We start from the raw sequence: 14,441 nt of genomic DNA on the forward strand, positions 1-14,441 counted from the left end.
TTTCAGTCTTTGCCAATCAGTGGCCGGACGCTTCCGGCCCTGCCTTGGCACCAAACGGCGGCTTCGCCAGCCACACCAGCAGCATCAACCCCATGAACATCCACCCCAGCAACGTAAAGTAATCCACGGTGGACATCATGTACGCCTGGCTGGTGAGGATCTGGTCCAGTTGCGCGTAGGCCTTGTGCCCTGCCCCACCGAGCGCCTGCAGCGCGTCGCGGGTGGCCGAGTCATAGGTGGTCATGTTCTCGCTCATGTACGCATGGTGCTGGTCCGCCCGGCGGATCCAGATCCAGGTGGTCAGCGAGGCCGCAAAGCTGCCGCCCAGGGTCCGCAGAAAGGTCGCAAGACCGGCGCCGTCGGCGATCTGGTGCGGTGGCAGGTCGGACATCAGGATGCTCAAGGTCGGCATGAAGAACAGCGCCACGCCGATGCCCATGAACAACTGCACCAGGGCAATGTGGGTGAAGTCCACCTCATTGGTGAAACCCGCGCGCATAAAGCAGCTCAGGCCGATCGCCAGGAACGCCAGGCCTGCCAGCAGGCGCAGGTCGAACTTGTGCGCGTACTTGCCCACGAACGGTGACATCAGCACCGGCAGGATACCGATCGGCGCCACCGCCAGGCCGGCCCAGGTGGCGGTGTAGCCCATCTGGGTTTGCAGCCACTGCGGCAGGATCAGGTTGATGCCGAAGAAGCCCGCGTAGCCGAGGATCAACACAATCGTGCCGATGCGAAAGTTACGGTAGGCAAACAGCCGCAGGTTGACCACCGGGTGCTTGTCGGTCATTTCCCAGATGATGAACACCGCCAGGGCAATCACCGAAATCGCCGCGCCCACAATGATGAAGTTGGATTCGAACCAGTCCAGGTCGTTGCCCTTGTCGAGGATGATCTGCAGCGCGCCGACGCCCACGATCAGGCTCAACAGCCCGACATAATCCATCGGCTGGTAGCTGGTGGTCACCGGGCGCTTCTTCAATTGCGCACGCACCACCATCACCGCAAAGATGCCGATGGGGACGTTGATAAAGAAGATCCACGGCCAGCTGTAGCTGTCAGTGATCCAGCCACCGAGGATCGGCCCCGCAATCGGCGCCACCACCGTGACCATCGCCAGCAACGCCAGGGCCATGCCACGCCTCGCCGGCGGGTAGACCGCGATCAGCAGCGTCTGGGTCATCGGGTACAACGGCCCGGCCACCAGGCCTTGCAGCACCCGGAAGCCGATCAATTCGGGCATCGAAGTGGAAATACCACAGAGGAACGAGGCCAGCACAAACAGCATGGTCGCCCACAGGAACAGCTTCACTTCGCCAAACCGCCGGCTCAACCAACCGGTGAGCGGCAAGGCGATGGCGTTGCTCACCGCAAACGAGGTGATCACCCAGGTGCCCTGCTCCGAACTCACGCCGAGGTTGCCGGAAATGGTCGGCAAGGCCACGTTGGCGATGGTGGTGTCGAGCACCTGCATAAAGGTCGCCAGCGACAGGCCAATGGTGGCCATCAACAGGCTGGGCGGCGTGAAGGAGGCGTTATTGCTCATCAGCGTTGCACAGCCTTGGGCGCGGCGATGCTGTTGGCATGGATCAACTCGGTGATCATCGCGTCAGCCTCGGCCAATTGGCGGTCGTACACGTTGGTGGTGAAGGTCGCCTTCTGCGGCGCCTGTTGCGCCAGCACCGGGCCGCTCTGGTCATGCAGGTCGACATTGACGACGGTGCTCAGGCCGACCCGCAGCGGGTGCTTGGCCAGTTCTTCGGCATTGATGTGGATGCGTACCGGCACCCGTTGCACGATCTTGATCCAGTTACCGGTGGCGTTCTGCGCCGGCAGCAGGGCAAACGCACTGCCGGTGCCGGCGCCAAGGCTATCCACGGTGCCGCTGAATTTCACGTCGCTGCCGTAGATGTCCGACTCGATGTCCACCGGCTGGCCAATGCGCATGTCGCGCAATTGGGTTTCCTTGAAGTTGGCGTCGATCCACAGCTGGTTCAGCGGGATCACCGCCATCAACGCCGTACCCGGCTGCACGCGCTGGCCCAGTTGCACGGTGCGCTTGGCCACGTAGCCGGTGACCGGCGCGATCAAGGTGCTGCGCGCATTGGCCAGGTAGGCCTGGCGCAGTTGCGCGGCGGCGGCCTGCACGTCCGGGTGGGACGAGATCACGGTGTCATCCACCAGCGCGTTGCTGGTCTTGAGTTGCTGCTCAAGGTTGGTCAGCGCGTTTTTCGCGGCGGTCAGGCTGTCACGGGCGTGGGACAGTTCTTCCTGGGAAATCGCGCCGCCCTGGGCCAGGGTCTTGCGACGGTTGAAGTTGTCCTGGGCAGTTTGCACATCGGCTTTCTGTGCGTTGACCTGGGCTTTCATGCCATCGACGTTGCTGTACAAGCCCCGCACCTGGCGCACGGTGCGGGCCAGGTTGGCCTGGGCACTTTGCAGGCCGACAGCGGCGTCGTTGGGGTCGAAGTTGATCAGCACCTGGCCTTCGTGGACCAGGTCGCCATCGTCGGCGCCGATGCTGACCACGGTGCCGGTGACCAGCGGGGTGATTTCCACCACGTTGCCGTTCACATAGGCGTCATCGGTGCTCTCGTTGAAGCGCCCGTAGAATTCATACCAGCCCCATACGCCCACGACGCCGAGGATGACGATCAGCGCGAGGCCGATCAGCATGACCTTGCGTTTGCGTGGGTTGTTGTCTTTGGGTTGTTCTGTAGCGTTGGTGTTTTCGGCAGTGGCCATGACAAATACCTCAAATTATTCCGTGCGGGTGGCTGGGGTGGTCGACGCCACGTTGTCGGCGCTGTATCCGCCACCCAGGGCCTGCATCAATTGAATCGACAGATCGATTTGCCCGGCATTCAGGGTCGCCAGCTGACGCTGGGCTTGCAGCAATTGCTGCTCGATGCTGAGCACGTCCAGGTAGTTACCGACCCCTGAGCCGTAGCGCTGGACCACGGTGTCGTAGGACTGCTGGGCAATGTCCGTGGCGTGTTGCTGGGCCTGGATCTGCCGACCGGTTTCGCGCAGTTGCGAAAGGGTGTTGCCGATATCGCCCAAGGCCTGCACCAGGGTCTTGTTGTACTGGGCCACGGCCAGGTCGTAGTCGGCATCGCGCGCATCGAGGTCGGCGCGCAGGCGGCCGCCATCGAAGATCGGCAACGAGATCGTCGGCGCAATGTTGAAGAAGCGGCTGGCCGAGCCGAACATCGCATCCCCCAGCAACGACTCGGCCCCGGCGCTCGCGCTGAGGTTGAGGTTGGGGTAGAAGCGCGTCTTGCTGGCGGCGATGTCCTTGCTCGCGGCCTCGACTCGCCAGCGCGCGGCGATCAGGTCCGGGCGGCGGCCCAGCAGCTCGGCGGGCAACACCGAAGGCACGGCGACAGCGGCGGGCTTGAGCACATTCGGACGGGCCAGTTCGCCGCCTCGGTCCGGGCCTTTGCCGAGCAATACGGCGAGTGCAATTTTGGCGCTCTGCAGTTGTTTGTCGGCATCGATCAATTGCGACTGGGAGCTGGCTTCCAGGCTTTCGGTCTGCTGGTACTGGTACTGGCTGTCGATGCCCGCAGCCAGGCGGCGCTTGCTCAGGTCGAGCATTTGCCGGGTGCGCTTGAGGTCATCGCCGGCCAGGTCGCGCACGATGTGCGCCTGGCCCAGGTCGCTGTAGGCCTTGGCCACATCGGCAGCGAGGGTCAGGCGCGCGGCCTGTTGGTCGACTTCGGCGGCACGGGCCTGGCCCAGCGCGGCTTCCCAGGCGGCGCGTTGGCCCCCCCAGAGGTCGAAGTTGTAATTGAAGCTGGCGCCGATATTACGCACGGTCGAGTAGGCATCGCCTTCGCCGCGCGGGTCCTGGTCCTTGGCCAGGCGTGAACGGCTCACACCGGCGCTGGCATCCAGGGTCGGCATGCGTGCGGCATTCGCGGCATAAGCGGCGGCTTCGGCCTGATGGGCGCGGGCGCTGGCGACTTGCATGTCGGGGCTGTGTTGCAGGGCTTCCTGGATCAGGCCGTCGAGCTGCGGGTCGCCGAGGTTTTTCCACCAGTCGGCGCTGGGCCAGGCGGCACTCGACAGGGTCACCCCGCTCAGGGATTTACCGGTCTGCAAGGTGTTGGCGTCGAGCCGCCGGCCCTGGGTGTCGAGGCCGCTGTAGTTGGCGCAACCGGCCATGCTCATGGCCACGAGCACCAGGCATAGGGCACGTGTGTTCATGCTTTACCTACCCGCTGCAGGGTGATGGGATCACCGGCAGCTATCAGAATTTTCTTGAGGATCCGTTCCAGGGTTTCCAGCTCGCCGGGTTCAAGCACGCCCGCCAACTGGTTCAACGCCTGGGCGCCTATGTGCGGCAGCATGTCTGCCAGGCGCTGACCGTCGGCAGTCAGCACCAACTGCACCTGGCGGCGGTCCTGCTCGGAGCGTTTGCGGTCCAGCAGGCCTTTCTGCTCGAGGCGGTCGAGCATGCGGGTCATCGAACCGCTGTCCAGGGACAGGTTGCGGCACAGCTCGGCCGGGGTGTCGACGCCGAACTGGGCCATGATGATCAGCACCTTGAACTGCGCGGCCGTGATGCCGTGGGGTTCCATGTGGGTGTCGATGATGCGGTCCTTGAGGAGCGCCGCACGGCCCAGCAACAGCCCGAGGTGGCAGTTGTGGAAGTTTTCAGGGGTGAAGTGGGGCATCGGAAGTCACCTTATTACTGCCTAGGCAGTGAATGTATGACGAGATGTTACTGCCTAGGCAGCGAAAGTCAAATGGAATAATTAGCTTGCTTGCTAATGTGGGAGGGGGCTTGCCCCCGATAGCGTTGGGTCAGTCACTGATGTGTTGACTGAACGACTGCTATCGGGGGCAAGCCCCCTCCCACATTTTGTACCGCGAAAGGATCTAGAAATCGCGCTTGTAGAAGATGTCGAGGGAACTGGCCACGCCACTCGCCACTTCCAGGTATACCTTCTTGCTCAGCAGGTAGCGCAAGGCAATGGTGCTGGCCGGTTCGAACACCCCTACCCCGTAACGCAGGCTGAGTTTCTCGGTGATCTTGCCGCTGGCCACCACGGCCGTATTGTTGCCGCTGCCCTGGGTGTCGAGGTCGAAGTCGCGAATCCCCAGTTTGTTGGCAAGATCCGAGGTGACCCCGGCGCTGCCCATCAGGCCCAGGCCGAGGGCGGCCTGGGCGAGCATGTTGTTGTCTTCGCCGGTGGAGCTCAGCGGACGGCCCAGCACCAGGTAGGACAGCGCCTGTTCCTGGCTCATGGCCGGTTCCGAGAAGATCTGCGTGGTGGGCTGCTCGGCGCTGCCGCTGAGGCGGATACCGGCGACTACATCGTCGGTCTTGCGGATCGCTTCGATATCCAGGTACGGCTGGTCAAGCGGCCCGGCGAACAGCAGGCGTGCGCGGCGCACATCCAGGCGCTGGCCATAGGCGCGGTAGCGACCATCGTTGAGCCACAACTCGCCACGGGTATCCATGTTGTCGCCGATGTGCACATGGCCCTGCACCTTGGCGGTGAGGCCGAAGCCCGAGAAGTTGAGCTGGTCTTCGCCCACCGCCACGTCGATATCCATGGCCATGGCCATCGGCGGCTTGCCCTCTTCGGTCTGGCTGCCGACGATCACGGTGTCATCAGAGACCTTGACGGTGGACGGCGGCAGCTCGCGCACGGTGATGTCGCCGCGGGGGATCCGCACCTTGCCGGCAATCGCCAGTTTGTCGTTCTTCAGGCTGATCTTCAGGTCCGGGGCCACTTCCAGCACCGCATAGGGCTCCACCGTGACCGGCAGTTGCGAGCCTTGCAGGCTGAGGTCCACCACCAGGGCCTGGCCCCAGTCGACCTGGCCCTTGAGAGTGCCTTGCCCGGCCTTGCCACTGCGCCATGCGCCATTCAATTGCACGCTTTCACCGGCGATCAGCGCCTGCACGTTCAGGCCTTCAAGGCTGATGGGCAGCTCTGGCCCGGAGACTTCACCGCCCACCAGGTTGACGTTGCCGTTGACCTGCGGCGCCAGCAGGCCACCGGCGATCCGACCGCTGCCGTTGAGCTTGCCGCTGAGTTTCTCGACCATCGGCACAAACGGCCGCGCCACGGCGAGATCCAGACCGGTCAGGCTGAAATTGCCGCTGATCGGCTTGTTTTTCGGCAATGGGTTGATCTGCGCCTGCAACAGCAACTCGCCGAGCTTGCCGCCTCGGAAGTTCAGCTGGGTGTCGATACGCTTGGGGTTAAGGGTGGTTTCCAGCTTGAGGGTGTCGTAGGGGAAATCCAGCCAATGGTCCTTGTCCTTGACCCGCAGGGTGCCGCCGCTGGCATCCACCGCGACCACGCCTTTGGGGCCGCTGTCGGGCAAGTCGAGTTGGATATCGGCGTTAAGCCTGCCCTGCCAGGCAAAGTCCTTGGGCAAAAACGCCGCCAGGCTGTCGATGGGGAATTGCTTGAGGTGGTAGCGCAATTTGGGTTCGGGCATCAGGCGCTGGTCTTCACCGCACAGGCTGGCCGCACCGGAGACCCAGCAGTGGGCCGCGAAGGTCAACTTGCCGTCGGCCATGCGCTCGATTGTTGCCGGCGCTTGCAGCTTCCAGTCCTGGCCTCCCGCCTGCACATCGCCACTGGCCAGGCGACCGCGCCAGTTGCCTTGGTCGAGGTTGCCATCCAGGGCCAGAGCCAGCTTGACCAAGGGGCCGGCCAGGTCGAGTTGGACCTTCTGGTTCCTGATATCGCCCTGGGCGCTGGCGGTGAGCGTGCCCACCTGGGTGTCACCGCTTTGAATGCCGCTGCCCTTGAGGTCGATTTTTGCGCGCTGGGCACTGTCCAGGGTCGCGCCCAGGCTCAGGCTTTGCAGGCGATTATCGGCGAACGCCAGTTGCTGGCCCTTGAGGTCGAGTTGGCCTTGGGGCGCCTTGAGGCTGCCAGCCACGTCGAGTCGGCCATTGACCTGCCCACGCAACTGCGGCCACAGCTGGGCCAGACGCGCCAGCTTGATGTCGATCTGCCCGGCCAGGCGTTGCTGCAGGCTGCCGCTGCCGTTGATGCGGTTGTCGCCCAGGCGGATATCCAGGTTGGCCAGGGTCCATTGCTCGCCCGCGCCTTCGGCCTGGGCCGCCAGCACGGCGGTTTGCCCACGCAGGCGGCCCTTGAGGTCGAGGTCGGCGTTGAGCTTGAGCTGCTCGTTTCTGAATTCACCTTGGCTGCGCAAGGGGCCAGCCAGCGTGCCCGGCAATTCCGCCACCCAGTACGCCGGGTTCAGCGCCGACAGGTCCAACGCGGTGTCCCAGGCAATCCCATCGGCAAATTGCAGGTTCAGGTGCCCTTCGGCCTTGCCTTGGCCGGCGGTCAGTTTCAGCTCCGGCAGGAAGACTTGCGTAAGGTCGCCACTGAACGGCGTGACCAGATTGAATTTGCCGGCCGGGCCGTCGAGGTCGGCCTTGAGGTTGCCGAGGTAGTTGCCGTCTTTGTAGGAAACCTCACCGTTGAAGGTGCGCAACACCACCTGTGGCTCGTCGATCAGCGGGTAGAGGCGATGCCAGGGAAAGTCCAGCCAGTCGATCTTGGCCTCGGCGCTGAAGCCTTGTTGCCAGTCCAACTGCGCCGTGAGCTTGAGGCTTTGTTTGTCGCCGGCATTCAGGTCCAGGCCGGCGATCTGCGCGCCGTTGGCGTCGACCTTGCCTTGCAGCAGCAGGTCCACCGGGCCTTTTTCCGCCGGCAGTACGGCCTTGCCCAGCAGTTGATAGCCGCTGCCCAGGTCGCCCTTGGCGGTGAGGTCCAGTTGATTGAGTTGCAGGGTGTCGGGCAGATCGGCGCTGGGTTTGAAGCCATCGGCGGTGATATGCACCTGGGCCGGGAGGTTGTCCGCCAGGGGTTGCAGCTCGCCCTTGAGTTTGGCCGGCAGGTAGCCGCTGCTGTCGGCGTCGAGCCTGAGGGTCTTGAGCAGGTCGCCCTCGACCTTGAGCGCCACCGTCCACGGCGCGCCGCCGGGGGCGTAGGGCAGGCTCAGGTTGCCGCTGGCGGTCAGCGGCCAGTCGCCGCTGGGTTGCAACAGGCCGTTCAGGTCCAGCACCAGGCCGTCCCGTTGCAGGTGCACCGCGTCAATCTGCATGCCGGCGGCGGTCCAGTGCGCGGCCAGTTGCAGGCCCTTGAGTTGCTCGCTGCCGTTAAGCAGCAGGCTGCCGACACGAACGTCGCCCAACTGAATGGAAACGGGCAGCTTCAGGTCGGGCAATTGAAGCGGCCCGCTGCTTTCTTCGGTGCTCGGCGCAACGTCCAGGCGGACTTGCTCCACGTCCAGGCGATTGATGCACAGGGTCATGCGCAACAGGCACGCCGGCGACCAGTCAAACGTCGGCGCATCGAGTTCGACGCGACTGCCGTCCTGCGCCCACAGCAGATGATCGGCGCGCCACTGGCCGCCCAGACGGCCGTGGAAATTCTCTACGCTCAAACCCGGTACACGCCCCAGCGCCCAGCGACTGCCCGCCTGGGTGCCGAGGACCGCCCACAGGGCCAGCAACAACACGGCAAGGATGGCCAGCACGGCCAGCCCCGCTATTTTCACACCACGCATCACAGCTCAGGCCCCATGGAAAAGTGCAATCGAACGCCGCCCGGGTCGTCCAGGGCATGGGCCAGGTCCAGGCGGATCGGGCCGACCGGCGAGACCCAGCGGATGCCGACACCCACACCGGTCTTCAAGCTGGGCAACTCCAGGGAGTTGAACGAGTTGCCCTGGTCGATAAAGGTCGCAATCCGCCATTTTTCGGCGATGGAATATTGATACTCGGCACTCAGGGCCACCATGTAGCGGCCGCCAATACGGTCGCCCCGGTCATTCTCCGGCGACAGGGTCTGGTACTCGTAGCCGCGCACACTCTGATCACCACCGGCGAAGAACCGCAGCGATGGTGGCACCGACTTGTAGCCGTTGGTGGCACTGCCGCCGACCTGGGCCCGCGCCAGGAAGCGGTGGTTGTCCCACAGGGTGGTCAGGCCCTTGACCATGGCCGTGCCGTACAGCAGGTTGGTGTCGGAGCCCAACCCTTCCTTGGCCACCTTGCTGTCGAATTGCAGGCGGTAGCCGTTGTGGGGGTCGATGCGGTTATCACTGCGCAGGTAGGAATAACTCACACCCGGCATCACCAGGTTACTGAGGCCCGAGTCATTGCCCAGGCGATATTCTTCGCGCTGGTATTTGAGCGAGATCACCCGGGTCCAGCCACTGGGCAACTTGCTGTGCCATTCGGGCCCGAGGGTGAGCAATTTACTCAAGGTGTCGGTGTTGGCGATTTCTTCATTCTGGTAACCGCCGGCGAAACGCAGTTTGTCGGTGAGCGGCGGGTCCAGCGGGATGTCGTACCACAGCCCGACGTTCTGCCGAGGCGCCGACAGTTCAGCTTCCCAGCCATAGCTGTGGCCCTGGGGATTGACCCAGTGGCGCGTCCAGTTGGCCTTGCCGCGCGGGCCGACGTCGGTGGAGAAACCCAGGCCCAGGCCCATGGTGCGTGGCTTGCGGGTCTCCAGGTTGACGGCCACCGGGATCACGTCATTGGCCGAAGCCGCCGGTGCCGCGTCGACGCGCACGCCTTCGAAAAAGCCGCTGGCTTGCAGGTTCTGGTTGAGTTCGGCGATCAGTTCGGAATCGTAGGGGGCGCCACTTTTAAACGGCACCATGCGTTGCAGCAGCTCTTCGTCAAACGGCGTATCGCCGGCAAAGCTGACCTTGCCCAAGGTGTAGCGCGGGCCGCTGTCATAGATAAGTTCGATATCGGCGACACCGGCCTGGGGGTCTACCGAGAGTTTCTGGTGAGTGAAGCGCCCGCTGAAAAAGCCGTAGCGCGAGGCCTGGTTCTGGATCAGACGCTTGGCGTCTTCGTAGTGGCCGTGGTTGAGCACGGCGCCGGATTTCAGGTCGTCGCTGGCGGGCACGCGAAAGGCCTTGAGGTCCGCGGCCGGGCCGTCGACCCGAATGGTCACGTTGCGCAGATGCACCGGTTCGCCGGGGTCGATGGTGAGGATCAGGCGCGGATTCTTGCCGCCCTTCACATCGCTTTCGATCCGGGGCTGATAGAAACCTAAAGCCTGGGCGGCTTTGCGCGCCTGCTCTTCGGCCCCACGGCTGAACCGCAGCAAGGCGTCTTCGTCACGCTCGCCCACCCCGCCGATATAGCCTTCGATGTTGGCTTTCAACGCGTCGTTTTTTGGCTTGATCCGCACGTCCAATTCGCTTTGCGCGAATGCGCCGCAGCTTGTGAACAGCAGAACCAAGCCGCTGGTAAATCTTCCTGGAAACTTCATAGGCGCGGATGCTACACGAGCTGGGGAGAAACTTAGAACTCAGAGGATTCTGAAAAATTCTGCGCTAAGCCGTTGCAGCATGTAACACCTGCGGATTGGGGTGGAAAAATACGTGTTCCAGAATCGGTCCTACCGCCACTTCGCCGATCTCCTCATAGCCCTGGCGTTTGTAGAACTCCAGATAGCGCGAATTCCCCGTGTCCAACACCACACCGGACGAGTGCGGGTCTTCCGCGCACCAATTGTGTACCGCCTCCAGCAGCTGTTCACCGTAGTGCTTGCCCTGGAATTGCGGATGAATACCCAGCAGCGGCAACACATGCACCGACTCGTTGGGCAGGCAGGCCATCACCGCATAGTGGTAGTCCAGGTAGCGCCGGGTGCCGCGCACGCCGGTGCTCAGCCACATGCGCAATTGCCAGGCCCAGCTTTCGGTAATCCCCAGGCGCCGCTGCGGTGGCGCGATCAGCGCGATACCGATCAGGCGGTCGTTGACGAACAGGCCGATGGAGGGAAGTTTCTGGAAGAAATGCTGCTTGACCAGTTCGCGCACCGTGGCACGTACTCGTTGTTCATAGCCTGCGCGTTCAGCTTCAAAGATGTAGGCAAACGTCGGCTCATGCCGATAGGCCTGGTACAGCAGCGAGCGCGCTTCGCGGGAATAGCCGCTGTTGAGCAGGCGAACTTCGCCAATGGCAGTGTCAGTCATACAGTCAATCTCCCTGGGCGCCACTCAATAGATGGCGTTCTATGGGTACGAACCTACGCAGCACCAGTCGTTCCCAGACATTAGCAGTGCATCTGTCCTACCGCCACGCTGGCCCCCGTCCGACTTGTCCGCTAGCATCGCCCTTTTGCCAGACTGGACCGCCGACCATGAAAATCGTCTCCTTCAATATCAACGGGCTGCGCGCCCGCCCTCATCAGCTGGCGGCACTGATTGAAAAACACCAACCCGACGTCATCGGCCTGCAGGAAACCAAGGTCCACGACGACCAGTTCCCCCTGGCCGAAGTGCAGGCCCTGGGCTATCACGTGTACTACCACGGCCAAAAAGGCCACTACGGTGTGGCGCTGCTCTCGCGCAAAGAAGCATTGAGCGTGCACAAGGGCTTTGCCAGCGATGAAGAAGACGCCCAGCGCCGCTTTATCTGGGGCACCTTCGCCGATGAAAACGGCCAGCCGGTGACCATCATGAACGGCTATTTCCCACAAGGTGAAAGCCGCGACCATCCGACGAAGTTCCCGGCCAAGCAGCGTTTCTACGCAGACTTGCAGCACCTGCTGGAAAGCCAGTTCAGCAACGACCAGGCCCTGGTGGTGATGGGCGATGTGAACATTTCCCCGGAGGACTGCGACATTGGCATCGGCGCCGACAACGCCAAGCGCTGGCTGAAAACCGGCAAGTGCAGCTTCCTGCCCGAAGAGCGCGAGTGGATGGCACGCCTGAAGAACTGGGGCCTGGTGGACAGTTTCCGCCACCTCAACCCCGAGGTGGCCGACCGTTTCAGTTGGTTCGACTACCGCAGCCGTGGGTTCGAGGATGAGCCCAAGCGTGGGCTGCGCATTGACGTGATCATGGCCTCCAATGGCTTGTTGCCACGGGTCAAGGATGCCGGGGTGGATTACGACCTGCGGGGCTTGGAGAAACCGTCTGACCATGCGCCGATCTGGCTTGAACTGAGCTGATCACGCTGACTGTACTCGGGCCAAATGTGGGAGGGGGCTTGCCCCCGATCGCGGTGTATCAGTAACAGATAAGCTGACTATCAGTCACATTATTGAAATCCAACTGACTTAATCTCGCCGCACTCCCTTTGGCTTGAGAAGGTGCCGGCATGATGCTGCGCGTTCTGTTCCTGTTGTGTAGCGCGTTGTCCCTCTGCGTCGTGGCTGCGCCCCTGCCCGTTCCCGATCAAGGCCCGGCTTTGCGCATCCAGGGTTCCAACACCATTGGCGCGGCGCTGGGGCCGGCGTTGGTCAAGGGGTTGATGGAGCATCAGGGCCTGCGGGTGGTGCACAGCGAACCGGCCGAGGGCGCCAATGAACAGCGCGTGATCGGCAAGACGCGCCAGGGCAGGACGGTGACCGTCGAGGTGGCGGCCCATGGTTCCAGCACGGGGTTTGCCGCGCTGAAAAACGCCAGCGCCGACCTGGCCGCCTCGTCCCGGCCGATAAAAGACAGCGAACTGGTGGACCTCGAACCGCTCGGCGACCTGAAAAGCCCCGAGGCCGAACAGGTGATCGCCATCGACGGCCTGGCCATTATCCTCAACCCGCGCAACCCGTTGAATACGTTGAACACCGAGCAACTGGCGCAGATTTTCAACGGCGAAATCAACACCTGGGAAGCATTGGGCGGGATCGGCGGCACCATTCACCTGTATGCGCGGGATGATCAATCCGGCACCTATGACACCTTCAAGGACCTGGTGCTGCGCCTGCGCGGCAAGCCCCTGGCCGCGTCCGCCAAGCGCTTCGAGTCCAGCGAAGCGTTGTCCGATGCGGTGAGCCGGGATCCCCAGGGCATCGGTTTTATCGGCTTGCCTTACGTGCGCCAGGCCAAGGCGGTGGCGATTGTCGATGGCGACTCGCAACCGATGTTGCCGTTGAACAGCCTGATTGCCACCGAGGATTACCCGCTGTCACGCCGGCTGTTCTTCTACCTGCCGCCCTCCTCCAGCAACCCGTGGGCCAAGGCGCTGGTGGATTTTGCCCAGAGCAGCAAAGGCCAGGCGATTGTGGCGGCCAATGGATTTATTGCGCAGCAGGTGCAGGCGATGAAGGTGGAGCCACGCCCTTCGATGCCCGACGATTACCAGGCGATTGCCCGCGACGCCCAGCGTTTGAGCGTGAATTTTCGCTTCGAGGAAGGCAGCGCCAGCCTGGACAACAAGGCGCGCCAGGACGTGCAGCGCGTCGTGGCCTATATAAAGCGCCACAACCAACTCGACAAGCAGGTAACGCTGGTGGGATTCGGCGATGCCAAGAATGACCCGCAACGGGCCGCGCTACTGTCCAAACTGCGGGCGATGGCGGTGCGCCGGGAGTTGGTCAAGAACGGCGTGGTATTGCGCGATATTCGTGGGTTTGGCGCACAGATGCCGGTGGCGGCGAATACGGCGGATGAGGGGCGGATCAAGAATCGGCGGGTGGAGGTTTGGGTGTACTGAGACCTGGTGCAACATTCCGGCTCAAATGAGCGCGGCTCAATGCACATGCCAAGTAAGCCAGCGTATCAGCGTTATTTATTGCTGCGTCTATTCTTCGAGTCGGATCTTGTTGAAACCTGCGCATTCGCACATAGGCATTAAGGTCTGTCGAACTCATTCCATAGTAGGCTGCAGGTGTTGACACCTTGCCTGTCGCCTTGCCCTCGACAATCGCCCTGGCCTTGTTGTCAATCTCAGTCGCCGCCGTGGCTTGGGCCTGGCGCAGCAACTCTGGATTCAATTGTTTATTCTTGGACATGGATGCCCACATGTAGTCAGCTTCGGATTTTATGTAGTAATGGTCTGAAGTCTTGGCATAGGCATGGGAAACTTCATGGAGAATCAAACTTGCAGTTGTTTCAATGTCCCGATCGAGTACAGAGCGAATATTCAGGTATAAGTTGGTTTTTTCTTTATGTTCCAGTACGCATCCGTTATAGGAAATATCGGGTTTATCCGCGCCACCAACAGCTACTATCTTCTGAGGATTATTGGCGTAGAACTCAACTCCCCGCTCCATTTGCAGAAATTTCTGGCGCAACGTGTTGAGGGTGGGCTCGGTGTTACATCCCAGGTAACCCGCGACGGTTCCATGATATGAGGAGGGCTCGCCCAGAGCTTGCAGAGCGTTGCGAAGGATTTCACTTGCTCGATGAAACGCTTGGCGCAGATTGTCAGCCATCAAGGGTTCGGATTTTTCTATGCTAGCAAGCCCGCGATAGGTTACATGACCGTGACGACCTTTCCTGCATTCCAGAAGATGGTCATGAAGCTGTCTGCCCACGGTTGTTTTTTGCTGGCGACTGCCTTGCAGTGCATCTGAGCCGGCCCCGACATCCGCAGTCCGCCCACTCACATCGCGTGCATCTGCAATCGATGGTCGGGCAACAGCATGGGATGTCGGGGATATGCTCAGCATTGAGTCTTCCTTTAAAGAATGGTC

The 14,441-nt window shown here is 62.3% G+C and carries 10 protein-coding genes; 2 read left to right on the top strand and 8 right to left on the bottom strand.

All coding sequences use genetic code 11. The features are described 5' to 3' along the window. Window positions 1–16 precede the first annotated feature (16 nt). The 7 genes from BB029_RS17375 to BB029_RS17405 form a co-directional block, all read right to left on the bottom strand. The gene (locus tag BB029_RS17375; RefSeq protein WP_027606285.1) at window positions 17–1,546 is read right to left on the bottom strand and encodes a DHA2 family efflux MFS transporter permease subunit; all 1,530 of its coding nucleotides are present in this window, start codon (window positions 1,544–1,546) and stop codon (window positions 17–19) included. Continuing rightward, a complete protein-coding gene (locus BB029_RS17380; protein ID WP_065927031.1) occupies window positions 1,546–2,745 on the bottom strand; it encodes an efflux RND transporter periplasmic adaptor subunit in 1,200 nt (399 codons plus the stop codon). The genes BB029_RS17375 and BB029_RS17380 overlap by 1 nt, the downstream gene beginning before the upstream one ends. Window positions 2,746–2,760: 15 nt before the next feature. Beyond that, the gene (locus BB029_RS17385) at window positions 2,761–4,212 is read right to left on the bottom strand and encodes an efflux transporter outer membrane subunit (protein WP_065940108.1); all 1,452 of its coding nucleotides are present in this window, start codon (window positions 4,210–4,212) and stop codon (window positions 2,761–2,763) included. Continuing rightward, a complete protein-coding gene (locus tag BB029_RS17390) occupies window positions 4,209–4,682 on the bottom strand; it encodes a MarR family winged helix-turn-helix transcriptional regulator (RefSeq protein WP_065940109.1) in 474 nt (157 codons plus the stop codon). The genes BB029_RS17385 and BB029_RS17390 overlap by 4 nt, the downstream gene beginning before the upstream one ends. A 205-nt stretch (window positions 4,683–4,887) precedes the next feature. Continuing rightward, a complete protein-coding gene (locus BB029_RS17395; RefSeq protein ID WP_083236439.1) occupies window positions 4,888–8,559 on the bottom strand; it encodes a translocation/assembly module TamB domain-containing protein in 3,672 nt (1,223 codons plus the stop codon). After that, window positions 8,559–10,286, bottom strand: a complete 1,728-nt coding sequence (locus tag BB029_RS17400; protein ID WP_065940111.1) for an autotransporter assembly complex family protein — start codon at window positions 10,284–10,286, stop codon at window positions 8,559–8,561. Before BB029_RS17400 ends, BB029_RS17395 begins: the two co-directional genes overlap by 1 nt. A gap of 64 nt (window positions 10,287–10,350) precedes the next feature. Further along, window positions 10,351–10,995, bottom strand: coding sequence for an N-acetyltransferase (locus BB029_RS17405; RefSeq protein ID WP_065940112.1), 645 nt, complete (start codon window positions 10,993–10,995; stop codon window positions 10,351–10,353). Between the two features lie 167 nt (window positions 10,996–11,162). On the opposite strand from BB029_RS17405, the gene xthA reads away from it, so the two are divergent. Both xthA and BB029_RS17415 read left to right on the top strand, forming a co-directional pair. Then, a complete protein-coding gene (xthA, locus tag BB029_RS17410) occupies window positions 11,163–11,975 on the top strand; it encodes an exodeoxyribonuclease III (protein WP_027606278.1) in 813 nt (270 codons plus the stop codon). A gap of 149 nt (window positions 11,976–12,124) precedes the next feature. Beyond that, on the top strand, window positions 12,125–13,459 hold the full coding sequence (locus BB029_RS17415; protein ID WP_065940113.1) for a substrate-binding domain-containing protein: 1,335 nt from the start codon (window positions 12,125–12,127) through the stop codon (window positions 13,457–13,459). Here the strand turns inward: BB029_RS17415 and BB029_RS32940 are convergent. Next, window positions 13,425–14,417 (bottom strand): hypothetical protein, encoded by a 993-nt coding sequence (locus tag BB029_RS32940; RefSeq protein WP_141696562.1) that lies wholly within the window; start codon window positions 14,415–14,417, stop codon window positions 13,425–13,427. The genes BB029_RS17415 and BB029_RS32940 overlap by 35 nt on opposite strands. Window positions 14,418–14,441 lie beyond the last annotated feature (24 nt).

Source organism: Pseudomonas sp. S3E12, assembly GCF_001702295.1.
Lineage (GTDB): Bacteria > Pseudomonadota > Gammaproteobacteria > Pseudomonadales > Pseudomonadaceae > Aquipseudomonas > Aquipseudomonas marginalis.

Coding starts and splice junctions, on each gene's coding strand:
- BB029_RS17375 (WP_027606285.1), bottom strand. CDS start 1,546: ATGAGCAATAACGCCTCCTTCACGCCGCCCAGCCTGTTGATGGCCACC.
- BB029_RS17380 (WP_065927031.1), bottom strand. CDS start 2,745: ATGGCCACTGCCGAAAACACCAACGCTACAGAACAACCCAAAGACAAC.
- BB029_RS17385 (WP_065940108.1), bottom strand. CDS start 4,212: ATGAACACACGTGCCCTATGCCTGGTGCTCGTGGCCATGAGCATGGCC.
- BB029_RS17390 (WP_065940109.1), bottom strand. CDS start 4,682: ATGCCCCACTTCACCCCTGAAAACTTCCACAACTGCCACCTCGGGCTG.
- BB029_RS17395 (WP_083236439.1), bottom strand. CDS start 8,559: ATGCGTGGTGTGAAAATAGCGGGGCTGGCCGTGCTGGCCATCCTTGCC.
- BB029_RS17400 (WP_065940111.1), bottom strand. CDS start 10,286: ATGAAGTTTCCAGGAAGATTTACCAGCGGCTTGGTTCTGCTGTTCACA.
- BB029_RS17405 (WP_065940112.1), bottom strand. CDS start 10,995: ATGACTGACACTGCCATTGGCGAAGTTCGCCTGCTCAACAGCGGCTAT.
- xthA (WP_027606278.1), top strand. CDS start 11,163: ATGAAAATCGTCTCCTTCAATATCAACGGGCTGCGCGCCCGCCCTCAT.
- BB029_RS17415 (WP_065940113.1), top strand. CDS start 12,125: ATGATGCTGCGCGTTCTGTTCCTGTTGTGTAGCGCGTTGTCCCTCTGC.
- BB029_RS32940 (WP_141696562.1), bottom strand. CDS start 14,417: ATGCTGAGCATATCCCCGACATCCCATGCTGTTGCCCGACCATCGATT.